The following is a 13,421-nucleotide window of genomic DNA, read 5'->3' as shown; positions in this document are numbered from 1 at the left end:
CGTGGCGCCAATGACCACCGGAATCATCTGCAGGAATCTGCGAATTGTGTAACCAAGCATGCAACTGCTCCCTTTCGATGCCCGGGTCAGGGACATGATGCCTAGGGATCCATCACGAGTGTAAGTGATGGATCCCCAGGCAATCTATTGATCTATTTAGCAGGCGTAACCAGCACGGTAGTACTGCAGGTCGCCCTGCGAATCGTTCATCACAGCACACTTGGAGTGGATACCCGGGTCCGCCGGGATGAAGAGTGGAAGTGAAGGCATATCCTTCATGATTTCGGCTTCGGCGGCTGCATAGAGTGTCGCGGCCTTGGCCTCGTCCATGGTGCCGCGAGCCTGCTTGATCAGCTTGTCGACCGCTGGGTTCGAGTAGCCGGTGGTCGCGTTGCCATCTCCACCGGTTTCGTACTGGCTCAGGAACTGGTCCGGGCTCTTGTAGGCCCAACCCCAACCGCCAAAGACTGCGCCTTCAAGTTCCTTGTTGTTGCGCTTGGCTTCGAGCTCGGTACCAAGCATCGGCTTCATCTGGACCTTGATGCCCAGGTTGTCTTCGATCTGCTTGGCAATGGCCTGAACCAGCTGGGTGTAGGTGGTGCCACCGAATTCAATGTTCAGCGTGCCGTCAAAGCCGCCGGCCTTTTCCAGCAAGGCCTTGGCCTTGACCGGATCAAAGGTGCAAGCCTCGCAGGAATCCTTCTTGTACGAGGCAAGCGAAGGCGGAACCAAGGCATCCGATGCCGTCGCGTTGCCTTCTAGCAGCGATGCGGCAATCGATTCGCGGTCAATAGACATCGAGATGGCGCTACGCAGATCCGGGTTCTTGAGTTCTTCAACATATTCGGGGAACTGCAGTGTCTGCTGAGCACTGCCAATGGACATCGGGTAAACCGATTCTTCACCCAGATCCTTTTTGGCCTTGGTGATCATCGGTGCCGGGACGGCACGAATCATGTCAAGGTTTCCGGCAACCATGTCGGTGTAGGCGGCGTCGACTGCCGTGTAAATCTTGCCCACGAGCTTATCTGCGCCACCGGAGAAGCCCTGTGCGCCCTTGAAGCCATCCCACTTTTCAAGCACGATGTCGACGTTGTGGTTCCAGGAAACAAACTTGTATGGACCATTAGAGATCGGGTTGGCTTCGTAGCCTTCGGGATCGCTGAATGCTACGGCCGGAAGTGGGCACAGCGCATTGGAGCTAAGCACCATCGGGAAATCCGCGTTGGCCGCGGTGAGGGTAACTTCGAGGTTCTTATCGTCGATGACCTTAACGCCGGAGAGCTTATCGGTGCTCGGCTTGGAACCATCGGTGGGGTTCAGTTCCTTGTAACCCTCAAAGGTCGTGAAGTAGGCATTGCCCTGCCAGGCATTGGTACCGGTTGCCGTCTTGTTCCATGCATCGGCGAATGAATTAGCGGTCACCGGGGTGCCGTCCTGGAAGGTCCAACCATCCTGCAGGGCAATCTTCCAGGTCTTGGCATCATCGCTGGTGACCGACTTTGCTGCAAGCGGCTCGTACTTTTGAGTCTCGACGTTGACTTCCATCAAGTTGGCGCACATTGCCATGGCCAACTGGCTTCCAGCGTCCTTGCTGGCTACCAATGACTTAGGTTCACCCGTATTGAACGACAATGTTTTTTCGCCATTGGCCTCGGCCGATGGAGCAGAACTGCATCCACTGGCTACCAATGCGAAGGCAGCTGTTGCTGCGGCAACAGCAAGCATCTTCTTTTTCAGCATTTCAATCCTCTCGTTCAACGATTACTCAAGGCGGCATTTCCGGCCGAAGCTACGCGTTGGTGGGGTACGGCCACTTGCGTGACCGGATTCACAATCTCTGATTCAACCCTATGAAATAAACCAGAGTCACCCCGCGACTGTCAAGCAGGATTTCAAAAGTTTTTCGAACGTTCAAATATTCGATCAATCAGAAAGAGCCAAGTCCACTGCCCTGCTATTACAGGAAAGTTGCCGCCCACCTGTCACGATTGCGGCACGGGTCACACCTGTGTATATTGAACGTTCATACAAACATTTGCGCCTTCCATTGAATCCAGCATGATTGCGACAGCCACATGAACGTTTCCACCAATGACTTACGGGTTCCGTTTGAGAACTACACACAGGAATTCTCTGAATCTGCCGGCTATTTGGACTTCGCCCGCATCGGTCCACTTTCCAACGCGGTAGTTACCCAAAAAACCACGCATGCTTCCCTGCTCCAGCAAGGAGGCCCCGCCGTGTTGGGCTTGCTAGACAACCTCGTCGAAAAGGCCCGCGTATCAAGTGCCACGCTTTTGCAAGCACGAACGCATGAAGTTGCCTTCGTTAGTTCAACGAGTCACGGAATGTTCGCCGCTGCCCTGGCGCTAAGCCCGCTCCAGGGCACGGTGCTGGTCCCCCGAAATGACTTTCCCGCAAATACCTACCCGTGGATTCGTGCCGCCGAACGTGGCGGGCTGAGCGTGCGCTGGATCGATGGGCCCATGACCGCCGATACCATTCGTGAGGCCCTCGACCCACAGGTCAAGGCCGTTGCTGTTTCCGCTGTCGATGCAGGAACCGGATTCGTAGTACCACTCGCGCAGCTCAAGGAAGTCATTGGTGAAGACCGCGTCTTGGCCGTTGATGCGGTGCAGGCCTTTGGTGCTGTTCCCTTTGATACCGATGCAGCAGATGTGTTGGCCACGGGTGGGCAGAAATGGCTTCGTGCCGGCTGGGGTGCAGCCGCACTCATGGTCCGGGATCGGGTCTCCGATAAATTGCAGCCCGGCCTCGGTGGCTGGTCCGGAGTCGATAACCCGCTGGGGTCTGCTCCGCACCCGCATCCAACCCTTCGCGGGGCACTTGCTCATACTGTGACTAACCCAGATAGCATTGCCGTCGCCTCGTTCGGAATCGGAACCGACTTGGTCCTCGGTACCGGTCTACACACCATCAATTCGGCACTACGTGCTGGTCTTGAAGCACTGCTCGAATCAATTGTGGCCGCCGGCGGAGAAGTCGAGAATCATTCCCCACAGAGTGGAATTGCCCGCTTCCGTATGCCCGGCATTGATTCCACAGCACTTTTTTCACTTCTGGCACAGGCCGGAATCCATGCCACCCAGCGTGGGCCGTGGATCAGAATCTCGGCTCACGCCACCACCGGGGCAGAATCCGCAGCGCTGCTTTCCGAAACACTTTCACGTGTTTCGCTGGCCTCGATCCGCTAGGTCCCGCACCGCACACACGTCAGTGCGCCCCCTAATCTCCACTAGTTTTCATCTACAGCAACATATTTTTCGCCTGCAGCAGGCACAACGAAAGGTAGTTCAATGATCACCGTCTGGGAACCACACGCACCACAGGCTGCCACCGATGGACCCACCGAGCTTCGTGCCGGCGGGCTAGTTTTCTCCATCTATAACGGCGAAGCCACCCACACCATCATCGAGGACGGTGTCATTCAGATCGAAGCCACCGGCAATGGCCCGGTACGCATCGACTGGCGCTTCCCCTGCACCGCCGCCACCGCCTATTGGAGCCCCGAAGGCTCAAGCTCACGCTGGCTACCACCGGCCTGGATGAAGCCACATACCTCCACGCTGGCCCGCAATGCGGCCATCGGATCGCTGATCGGCACCGAAGACAAGAACATTTGCTCATTCGCGGCCCTCGAAACAGAAGCCCTGGTCAGCGCCGGCGTCATCGAAGAACTCGGCGAATTCCGTGTCTGGATCCAGGCCGAAAACCAGCTGACGGTACGCATTGATATCTCGGATAAGAACTACGCACGCTCACTGGCATCCTTCGCCGCATGGTGGGGCGAGGGACGCACCTTCCATGTGCCTTCCGCGGCACGCAAGCCCGCCTACTCCACCTGGTACTCAATGCACCAGGACGTCAGCCCAGAAAAGGTTGAGCTACAGGCAACCATGGCCAAGGAGATCGGCTGCGAAGTCATTATTGTCGACGATGGCTGGATGACCACCGACCGCACCCGCGGCTACGGTCACTGCGGCGAATGGAACCCGGTTTCCCTGCCGGATACGGCAGCACACGTGGCGCGCGTTCACGACATCGGTCTGCAGTACATGCTCTGGTATGCCATCCCGTTCGTCGGCTGGGACTCCCCGGTCTGGGATAAGTTCAAGGACTACGGGCTACGGAACCTTGAACACATGCAGGCCATCGTCGTTGATCCGCGCTACCCGATGGTGCGCGAATACCTCGCCGAACGCCTCTCCCGCGCCGTCTCCGAATGGGGAATGGATGGGCTCAAGATTGACTTCGTCGACTGGTTCGCCGCACCGGATGCACCCATCGCGGGTCCGGAGGCAGACTGCATCGAGGTTTCGCAGGGTGTAGCACTGCTGCTTTCCGAGGTTCATGCACGACTGACCGCGGCCAACCCCGAAGCCATGATCGAACACCGTCAGCCATATGTCAGCCACGGTTTGTGGCCATTTACCAGCATGATCCGGGCTACCGACTGCCCGCTGAGCCCACACGAGAACCGTCAGCGCATTGCCGATTTGCGCATGACCCAGGGCCCGCTGGCCATCCATGCGGACATGCTCATGTGGCACCCGCAGGAAACCCCGGAACAGGTCGCGGTGCACCTGATCAACGTGCTCTTCTCGGTTCCGCAGATCTCGGTTGCCCTTGAAACCCAGTCCCCGGAACAGATCGCCACACTCAAATTCTGGTTGAGCATCTTCTCCACGTACGAGGATCTGTTGCAGCTAAGCATCATCGAACCGGCCCGCCCGGAGCTTGGTTACCCCATGATCAGCGCCGCGTACGGCGACGCCGCGGTAGTTGCCCGTTACGCTCCGCTGCCCATCGAGGTTCCCGAATCCGGTTGGTCAACGTTCTTGGTTGCCAATGCCGATGCCGATACCCGTGTGATCCTGTCCAACGGCCCGCGCACCGAACTGCGTGCCGTCGTGAACGATTCACAAGGCCGCGAAATCACCTCTGAGATGGTAAGTTTCGAAAAGAATATGCTCATGGTCGAGGTACCACTGGGCGGCTTGTTGACTCTTAGCATTGATGGCGCAGAAGGTGCATAACAATTAATACTCGTCCAGGACACTCCGGCAGCGGGGTCACCATCGAAGATGTGGCACGCGTTGCCGGAGTGTCCCGGCAAACCGTTTCAAATGCGCTCAACGCCCCCCAACGCGTCCGAGCACAAACTCTTACCCGGGTCATCGCCGTCATCGATTCATTGGGCTACATCCCCGACCAGTCGGCCCGCAGCCTGAAGACCGGGCTGCGTTACACCCTGGGGTATATGGCCCCGGACGATGACCCATTAAACCCCAACCCGGTGATGGGCGGCTTCCTGACAGCACTTTGTGATGCCGCAGCACTTGCTGGTTACCGGATTCTTCTTTTCCGCCCCACCGAGGACCCCAAACGGGCCATCGATACCCTGGCAGCGGCCCGCCAGGTTGATGGCTTTATCCTCTCTGATATTTTGGCCAACGATGTGCGCGTCCAACGGCTCACCGAGCTCGGCCTGCCCTTCATGACCTTTGGCCGTACCGAGCCCGAGCAACCCCAACATTGGGTAGATACGGATAACGTTTCTGGCATGCGGGAAATTGCTGGCGCCCTGGCCGCCGAGGGCCACCGCAGCGTCGCCTATGTCTATCCCGAAGCGTTGACCCCATGGCTGCGTAAACGTGCCGAAGGCTTCACCGAGGCCGCACGTGAACTTGATCTGTCGGTCATCTTGATTCACGAATCGCCCGAGCATGAACCCCATGACAAGGGGCTCGTCGAACGCCTTCGTACCATGTTGCGAGGCGAAAACGCGCCCACCGCGGTGGTCACCGGCAATGACGTGCTGGCGATGAGCGTTTACGATGCCGCCCGTGCTGCGGGGCTGCGCGTCGGCACCGACGTGGCAGTGGTTGGCTTCAGCGATTTACCACTGTGCCAGTTCCTCACCCCACAGCTTGCCTCGGTGCGCATGCCGCTAACTGCCATCGCACAGAAGATCATCGAGCAATTATTGGCGCAGATCAGGAAGGAACCGACGCCCGAGCAGGGCTTCTACCTGCAGCCCGAGCTCATCCTGCGCGACAGTTTCTACCGCACCGGCTAGCTTCCTGCCCACCACCGGAGGTTTTGGTGCATTGTAGGTTTCTGCGCCGCAGCTAGTAGGTCACTACCCGGCCCTGAATCTCGGCCAGCCAGTTCAGCGTCCCACCGCGCAAACTCAGCACCCGTGTCTCGCTTCCTCGTGGCGCGCTGGCAAGGTGTTGTAGTGCGCGCAACGAGCGTGCCCCACTCTTGCAGGCCAGGACAATATCACTGGCAGCGGTGAGCGGCACCGCACCCCACCCCTGCTCAATGATCTCCTCCAGCGGCACCCGCACGCTTCCCGGAATCGCTGCCAACACGTACTCCCAGTCGGCACGCACATCAATGAGTAGCACCGAATTTTCCGCACGCAACAGCTCAAGGTCAACCGGATCAATTTCCTGCTCACTTGCTTCACGTCCCGCGCAATCCTGCCCGAGGGATTGCTTCCCGCTGGGAACCGAGCAGGTGGCGTCCGGCCGCCCCACCAGCTCGGTGACCGGCACCCGGCCCGGGTCCCGGCTAAAGGACAGTACCCGGGTGCTGGCTTCCAGTGCGTCATATAACCACAACCTGCCGATCAGTGGTTCTCCGGCACCGGTAATCAATTTCAGTGCCTCGGTGGCCATCAGTGATCCGACGATGCCACAGAGCGCACCAAGTACCCCACCCTCCGCGCAGGAGGGAACCGAGTCCGCATCGGGGACCTCCGGGAAAATATCACGCAGCATCGCCCCGTGCCGCGGGTCGAAGACGGCGACTTGGCCAGAGAATTGGAAGATGGTGCCCCAGACCAGTGGGGTGCCGGTCATTTCTGCCGCATCGGAAGATACATACCTGGTGGAAAAATTATCGCTGCCATCGATCACCAGATCATGGGCGGCAAATAGCTCAAGCGCATTTGTTTCATCGAGGCGGTATTCAAGCGTGCTCACCTGCACCTGCGGATTCAGCTCCCGTGCCAGCCGGGCCACCGAGTCCACCTTGGGCAGGCCCGCATCGGAGACCCGGTGCAGGATCTGGCGTTGCAAATTCGAAAGTTCAACGGTGTCCGCATCGATCACGCTCAGCTGTCCAAGCCCGGCGGCAATCAGATAGTTGGCAATCGGACTGCCCAATCCCCCGGCCCCGACCAGCAGCACCCGCGCATTGGCAATCCGGCGTTGTCCTTCCACACCGATCCCGGGCAAGCTCAGGTGCCGCGTGTAGCGGGCCAAATTCGTCAGGGGCAAATCATCGCGTGGTTCAACCAATGCCGGGAAGCTCATCAGAATTCCCCCACCAGCGTGCGCATCATGCCTTCACTCGGGGAAGATGCCAGGGCCAGATCCCGCCGCGGGATGCGTCCGGCACGATGGGCCGCGCGCCCGGCACGGACCGCATCGCGCATCGCCGCGGCCATGAGCGGGGCATTGTGTGCCCGGGTGACCGCGCTGGCTAGCAGCACCGCCGAACAGCCTAGTTCCATGGCCTTGGCCGCATCCGATGCGGTGCCCACCCCGGCATCCAGGATCACCGGAACACCTGCCCGGGCGACGATTGTAGAAATATTGTGTGGGTTCAAAATCCCCAACCCGGATCCGATCGGTGAACCCGCCGGCATCACCGCACTCACCCCAACGTCTTCCAGGCGCATGGCCAACACCGGATCATCATTGGTGTAAGCGAAGACCTTAAAGCCATCGGCGACAAGTTCCTCGGCGGCGGCGAAGAGTTCGAGGGGGTCGGGCAACAGCGTGTGTTCATCGGCGATCACCTCGAGTTTGATCCAGTTAGTTTCCAGCGCCTCGCGGGCCAGCTGGGCGGTGAGCACCGCGTCGCGGGCGGTAAAGCATCCGGCGGTATTGGGCAGCGGGCGCACCCGATGGCGTTCAAGCAGCTCATACACGGACCCGGCACCCGCAGCGGCAAAATGGCGGATCGCCACGGTGGTCAGCTCGGTTCCCGAAACCCTCAGCGCCTGTTCCAACACGCGCAGCGAGGTCGCTCCCCCGGTACCTAGGATCAGTCGGGAATTGAGCTTGACCCCGTCGATCTCAAACCCGTCATTCTCGATTGTTAGCTCTTCCAAGGCTTTAACCTCCCTGTGCCGCGGTGACAAGTTCAACCCGAGCACCGTTGCTCAGCTCGTGTTCGGCCCAGCCGCTGCGCGGGATCACCGTCCCATCCACGGCGATCGCCACGCCCAGGGCCGAGCCATCAAGCGCGCGACCATCGCTCCCAATCTCCTTGCCCAGATGGGCGGATACCATCTCGCGTACGGTTGCCCCGCACTCATAGGTTGTGGCTTTCCCGTTGAGGTGAAACTCAATGCTGTTCATCGTGCACTCTCCTGATTAGTTGATCTCATCGGCCCGAAAATGCCGGGCTAAAGGTGTGTCCTTGCGATACCGAAATCCTGCGAGCTCAAACGATGCGGATCCACGATGCCGGCAAGCTGCGCGTCAAATGGTTCGCCGAGCAGCAGCTGAGCACCCAAGCGGGCACCGAGCGGGGTCAACAGCACCCCGTGGCGCGAATACCCGGTGGAGATCACCAGCCCCTCATCGAGGCGACCAAGCAGCGGTATGTCATCGAAGGTGGTGGGCCGGGCCCGGGCGATCACCTCATTGAGCGTGGTGTCCACGATGCCAGGAACCAGCCGTCGGGCATTTTCCAGCAGCGTAGTTACCTCACCAAGATTCACCCGTGCATCCCCATCCTCACGACTAGAGGCACCCAGCACCAGGCTTCCATCGGCGCGCGGCACCAGATAGACGGGCCGCCGATGCACGATGCCGCGCACCGTATGTCGCAGCAACGGATGCTCTGCTGAGCCCTGTACGCGCAAGATCTCCCCATACACCGGGCGTATCGGAAGCCGGGGCACACCGGGAATTTGTCCCATCCCGGTAGCCAGTAATACCTGATCCGCATGGATGTTAGTCCCCGAACCGGTGCGTACTCCGATGGTGCGTTCCCCGACGCGTAACAAGCCGGCCACCGGCTCAACGAGCAGGTTTTCTTTCAAGGCTTCGAGCAGAATTGTGATGAGCGAACGCGGATCAACTTGATGGTCATCGGGGCACAACACGGCGCCGGCAATATTGGCCGCCAGGGCCGGTTCCAGCGCCCTGGCTTCGGTTCCGAGCAGGCGTTTGACCGGCAACCCCAACGAGTCCTGTAGGTCGATCAACTCTACAAGTGCCTCACGATCCGCTGGCTGCGCTGCAACCACCAACGTCGAGTTCTGAATAAAGGCCGGGCGCACCCCGCTGGCCAGCTGCACCGCATCAATAAACTCCGGATAGGCCCGTGCCGAGGCGCTGAGCAGTGCGTTCAGTTTGCCCTGTCCCCAAGTGGTTTCGGCGCTCGGCGCGAGCATCCCTGCGGCGGCATGGCTGGCGCCCAAACCGGGTGCGGGGTCAATGAGGGTGATGGTTGCACCACGCGAGCGCAGCTCAAGGGCCGTGGCTAGGCCGATAATTCCGGCACCAACGATTGCTACATGCACCAGGGGCACGTTCCTTCCTACGGCGGCATGACCCGCATCAGGTGTAGCGGTCGGCACAAAGCCCTCTCAGCCCATGATGGGCTCCCGCGGAGTATCTGGATTATAAGCATGAGCAGGCACACATCTGTCAATTTCATGACAAGCCTGCCCGGCGTTCCACAACGTAACCTGCGTCATCGAACGATGACACCTGGAGCGACCAGGCATGGGATACGGCCCGCGGGCAGCGGGCAACAGCGCACATTCGAGCGCACCGGTCGGGGCCGTTGCGGCTGCGGCTAGATCCGTAATATAGCTAAGCCAACGCCCGCTATGCCACGCTTTCTGACGCGAGGATTGCGGCAAACCCCGCTGTGCGGAATGTGCTGGCCCAACGCTTCGGAGCTAGGCCAAGACCACGGTGTCGATCGACTGACGCAAAATTTCTGCCGCTTCGGCATCCAACGACGTCCCGCTAATCAACCCATCAACCTCGCCCAGCCCGGCGATCTGGCACAGGCCTGTGACACCCCATTTGGTATGGTCGGCAACCACCACGCGGCGTGCGGAGGCCCGAATAAATGCCTGGTTGGTCTGTGCCTCAAGCATATTCGGGGTGGTAAATCCGTCTTCGGCCGTCATCCCGTGGACTCCCAGGAAGAGGATATCCACGTGCAATTGGTCAAGTGCCGAGAGCGCCAGCGGACCCACCAGCGCATCGGAAACCGTGCGAATCCCCCCGGTAAGAATGATGTTCTGGCTGTGGTTATCCTCGGCATAAAACACCTCGGCAATGCGCGGCGAGTTCGTCACCACCGTCAGGTCATTGATCCGTGCACATTGGGCAGCCAGGGCAAAGGTGGTGGTTCCCGAGTTCAACGCAATCGACATGCCCGGTGTGATCATTGCGGCCGCGGCAAGAGCTATTACCTGCTTTTCGGCGGATTCTAGGGAGAGTTTCTTGGTGAAGCCCGGTTCACTGCTGGTCGGGGTTGCCTCAAGGGTTGCCCCGCCATGGACTTTCACCAGCGACCCGGCGGTTGCCAGCAGGTTCAAATCGCGGCGTACCGTCATCTCGGAAACGCCCAGGTCTTGGGCCAACGAGGTAACCCGAACCTGACCGTGGCTTCGCAGTGCGTCGAGGATGTGCTGGTGGCGTGCGGTGGCCAGCAGTTCTGTCATGGTGTATCCGTTCCTCGATCACGATGTTGTTGCCTCCCATAATAGCCAGCAAACGAACATCAACCCGAACATTTTGTTCCATGTCGAGCGTCGGCAGCATTTTCGCTGCAGCATTCCTCACTCACCAAGTTCGCGGCCCCCATTCCATCTTTCGAACCCATAGACCGGCATGGCTGCCGCACGTTTCCGCGACACCTGGCAAACTTCTTCTCCGTGCCCTCTGGCCTTCACCCCCACACGTGCCATATGATCGAATTTGTTTGATTTTGCTCGCATGCATCAAAAAATCAAACATGATCGCGAATGACTTAGGAGTTTCAATGGCACAGCAGCACACAGCACCGCACACCCCAGGCGCGCCGCTGCGCACCATCATGGCCGATGGCCGCGAACTGATCTATTTTTTTGACACGTTCCAAGCCCCCACCGGATTCACTCCCCCGAGCGATACTCGTGAGTTACCACCCCGACCGCCGGTTTCCGAGCTTCGCTACGATGCCCTCAGCGGAGACTGGATTTCTTTCGCCGCACACCGCCAGGCCCGCACCCATCTGCCCGCCGCCAGCGAATGTCCGCTCTGCCCCACCCGCGCCGAACAGCCAAGTGAAATCCCGGCACCCGATTACGACGTTGTGGTGTTCGAAAACCGCTTCCCCTCCTTTGGTCCCGAACAACACAGCTCGGATACCTCAGCCGTACTCGGAGCCAAACGCCCCTCGCACGGCCGCTGCGAGGTCATCACCTTTGGCCCGGGCCACACCGATTCCCTGGCATCCCTGGGCCCCACCCGCATTCGCACCGTCATCGATGCCTGGGCCCAGCGCACCGCGGAACTTGGCGCACTGCCGGGCATCGAGCAGGTTTTCCCCTTCGAGAACCGCGGCGCGGAAATCGGCGTCACGCTGCACCACCCGCACGGGCAGATCTACTCCTACCCCTATGTCACACCACGCACCGAAAACCAGCTGGCCCGCGCCGCGGAGCACCGCTCACGTACAGGAACCAATCTCATGGCCGATGTGCTGGACTTTGAGCTGACCGATGGCTCGCGGATCATCGAGCGCGGAACCTATTTCACCGCGTTCGTCCCCTACGCCGCTCACATGCCCATCGAGGTTCTGCTGGTTCCCAATCGCCAGGTAGCCACGCTCGATGAACTCACCAACGATGAGCGTGACGAGCTCGCCACCATGTACCACCGGTTGTTGTGCACCATTGACGCCCTGTACCCCACCCCGACTCCCTACATTGCCGGCTGGTTCCAGGCCCCGGCCAACCACCCACAGCGCGACGAGGCATGGTTACACCTGCAGCTCACCTCCCCACGCCGGGCCGCGGATAAGATGAAATACCTTGCGGGTTCCGAAGCGGTCATGGGCGCCTTCATCGGCGATGTCACCCCCGAATCCAGCGCCGCCGCCCTGCGGGCCGCCGCGGCCCGCATCGCGGCCAACCCCACCGGCACGGCCCCCACACACAGCATTTCCACCAGCACCCCAGCAGAACAGAGCACCACAGCATGAGCACCCTGGCCACCTCATTCACCGACCTTTTCGGCCATGCCCCCGATGCCTGCTATGCGGCCCCGGGCCGGGTAAACCTCATCGGGGAACACACCGATTACAACGAGGGCTACGTGCTGCCCTTCGCCATCGATAAGGTGGCGAGCATCGGGCTCAAGGTACACCCCGCAGCCGCACCCCGGCTTCTACGCCTTGCCTCAACGCACGAAAACGCGGTAGTCGAGGTCGATCTGGGCAAGCTCAGCGCGGAAACCATCACGCCCTGGGCCCGCTACCTCGCGGGTGTCTTCTGGGCCTTTGAACAGCGTGGATTCATGCTTCCCGGAGCGGATATCCTGCTGGATTCAACGGTGCCCCTTGGTGCAGGTCTTTCCTCATCGGCGGCCATCGAATGCGCCGTGGCACTGGGCATCAACGAAGCGCTACGCCTGAATCTCACCCGTGAGGAATTGGTGTTGCTATGCCAGAGCGCAGAAAATAACTTTGTTGGTGCCCCCACCGGAATTCTTGATCAGTCGGCTTCCCTGCTGAGCACCGCCGAGCATGCACTCTTCCTCGACTGCCGGACCCGCGAAACCCGCCAGGTCCACCTGCCCCTTAGTGAATCCGGGCTACAAATTCTTGTCATCAATACCCGGGTGAGCCATTCGCACGATTCGGGCGGATATAAGGAACTTGTCGCAGCCTGCACCACCGGTGCCAGCCAGCTTGGGGTCAAGGCCCTGCGCGATGTCCCGCTGACGGCATTGCCCGCGGCCAAGGAAACACTGGCCCCGGATATTTACCGCCGCGTCGCGCATATTGTCACCGAGAATCAGCGTGTGCTGGAGACCATCGAGCTCCTCGATTCCGCCGGCCCCACCGCCATCGGCCAGCTCCTGACGCAAAGCCATGCCTCAATGCGCGATGACTTTGGGATCTCCTGCCCGGAACTGGATCTAGCTGTCGATGCCGCACTGGCAGCCGGTGCCCTGGGCGCCCGAATGACAGGCGGCGGGTTTGGCGGTTCGGCAATTGCGCTGGTTCACACTCACGATGCCGAAACTATCTCGGCTCGGGTGCTGCAGGAGTTTGCCGCTGCGCACTTTATCACCCCGGAAATTTTCACCGTGCTGCCGGGCCCGGGGGCCCGGGCACTCTAACTAGGTTGAGAAAGCCACGGC

At 60.1% G+C, this 13,421-nt stretch carries 11 protein-coding genes and 1 riboswitch; of the genes, 5 read left to right on the top strand and 6 right to left on the bottom strand.

Annotation, left to right across the window (positions count from 1 at the left end; translation table 11 throughout):
* Positions 1 to 156: 156 nt before the first annotated feature.
* Entirely contained in the window at positions 157 to 1,743 is a 1,587-nt protein-coding gene (locus CQ018_RS07355) for an ABC transporter substrate-binding protein (RefSeq protein ID WP_105549308.1), read from the bottom strand.
* A 335-nt stretch (positions 1,744 to 2,078) separates the two neighbouring features.
* Between CQ018_RS07355 and CQ018_RS07350 the strand changes: the two genes are divergently transcribed.
* The 3 genes from CQ018_RS07350 to CQ018_RS07340 all read left to right on the top strand — a co-directional run bounded on the left by CQ018_RS07350 (position 2,079) and on the right by CQ018_RS07340 (position 6,103).
* Positions 2,079 to 3,218: an aminotransferase class V-fold PLP-dependent enzyme gene (locus tag CQ018_RS07350; protein ID WP_105549307.1), complete on the top strand. Its 1,140-nt coding sequence runs from the start codon at positions 2,079 to 2,081 to the stop codon at positions 3,216 to 3,218.
* Positions 3,219 to 3,320: 102 nt separating this feature from the next.
* Positions 3,321 to 5,060, top strand: coding sequence for a glycoside hydrolase family 36 protein (locus tag CQ018_RS07345; RefSeq protein ID WP_105549306.1), 1,740 nt, complete (start codon positions 3,321 to 3,323; stop codon positions 5,058 to 5,060).
* A 50-nt stretch (positions 5,061 to 5,110) separates the two neighbouring features.
* Positions 5,111 to 6,103: a LacI family DNA-binding transcriptional regulator gene (locus CQ018_RS07340; protein ID WP_219844010.1), complete on the top strand. Its 993-nt coding sequence runs from the start codon at positions 5,111 to 5,113 to the stop codon at positions 6,101 to 6,103.
* Between the two features lie 52 nt (positions 6,104 to 6,155).
* Here CQ018_RS07340 and CQ018_RS07335 read toward each other — a convergent pair whose 3' ends face one another.
* From CQ018_RS07335 to CQ018_RS07315, 5 genes are all read right to left on the bottom strand, one after another.
* Positions 6,156 to 7,349: a ThiF family adenylyltransferase gene (locus tag CQ018_RS07335; RefSeq protein WP_105549304.1), complete on the bottom strand. Its 1,194-nt coding sequence runs from the start codon at positions 7,347 to 7,349 to the stop codon at positions 6,156 to 6,158.
* Positions 7,349 to 8,152 (bottom strand): thiazole synthase, encoded by an 804-nt coding sequence (locus tag CQ018_RS07330; protein WP_105549303.1) that lies wholly within the window; start codon positions 8,150 to 8,152, stop codon positions 7,349 to 7,351. The genes CQ018_RS07335 and CQ018_RS07330 overlap by 1 nt, the downstream gene beginning before the upstream one ends.
* Before the next feature lie 4 nt (positions 8,153 to 8,156).
* Positions 8,157 to 8,402 carry a sulfur carrier protein ThiS gene (gene thiS / locus CQ018_RS07325; RefSeq protein WP_105549302.1) on the bottom strand — a complete coding sequence of 82 codons (246 nt, stop codon included), beginning with the start codon at positions 8,400 to 8,402 and terminating at the stop codon, positions 8,157 to 8,159.
* A gap of 47 nt (positions 8,403 to 8,449) precedes the next feature.
* Positions 8,450 to 9,583: a glycine oxidase ThiO gene (gene thiO / locus CQ018_RS07320; RefSeq protein WP_105549366.1), complete on the bottom strand. Its 1,134-nt coding sequence runs from the start codon at positions 9,581 to 9,583 to the stop codon at positions 8,450 to 8,452.
* A riboswitch (TPP riboswitch) is annotated at positions 9,572 to 9,672 on the bottom strand. Its footprint overlaps the gene before it by 12 nt.
* A gap of 286 nt (positions 9,673 to 9,958) precedes the next feature.
* Positions 9,959 to 10,735 (bottom strand): DeoR/GlpR family DNA-binding transcription regulator, encoded by a 777-nt coding sequence (locus CQ018_RS07315; RefSeq protein ID WP_105549301.1) that lies wholly within the window; start codon positions 10,733 to 10,735, stop codon positions 9,959 to 9,961.
* Between the two features lie 320 nt (positions 10,736 to 11,055).
* Between CQ018_RS07315 and galT the strand changes: the two genes are divergently transcribed.
* The gene (gene galT, locus CQ018_RS07310) at positions 11,056 to 12,258 is read left to right on the top strand and encodes a galactose-1-phosphate uridylyltransferase (RefSeq protein ID WP_105549300.1); all 1,203 of its coding nucleotides are present in this window, start codon (positions 11,056 to 11,058) and stop codon (positions 12,256 to 12,258) included.
* Entirely contained in the window at positions 12,255 to 13,400 is a 1,146-nt protein-coding gene (galK, locus tag CQ018_RS07305) for a galactokinase (RefSeq protein WP_105549299.1), read from the top strand. The genes galT and galK overlap by 4 nt, the downstream gene beginning before the upstream one ends.
* Positions 13,401 to 13,421 lie beyond the last annotated feature (21 nt).

The sequence above is a fragment of the Arthrobacter sp. MYb227 genome (assembly GCF_002975435.1).
Taxonomy (GTDB): Bacteria; Actinomycetota; Actinomycetes; order Actinomycetales; family Micrococcaceae; genus Paeniglutamicibacter.
The sequence above is the reverse complement of the archived record's forward strand: the minus strand, read 5'-3'. Positions and strand labels throughout refer to the sequence as shown.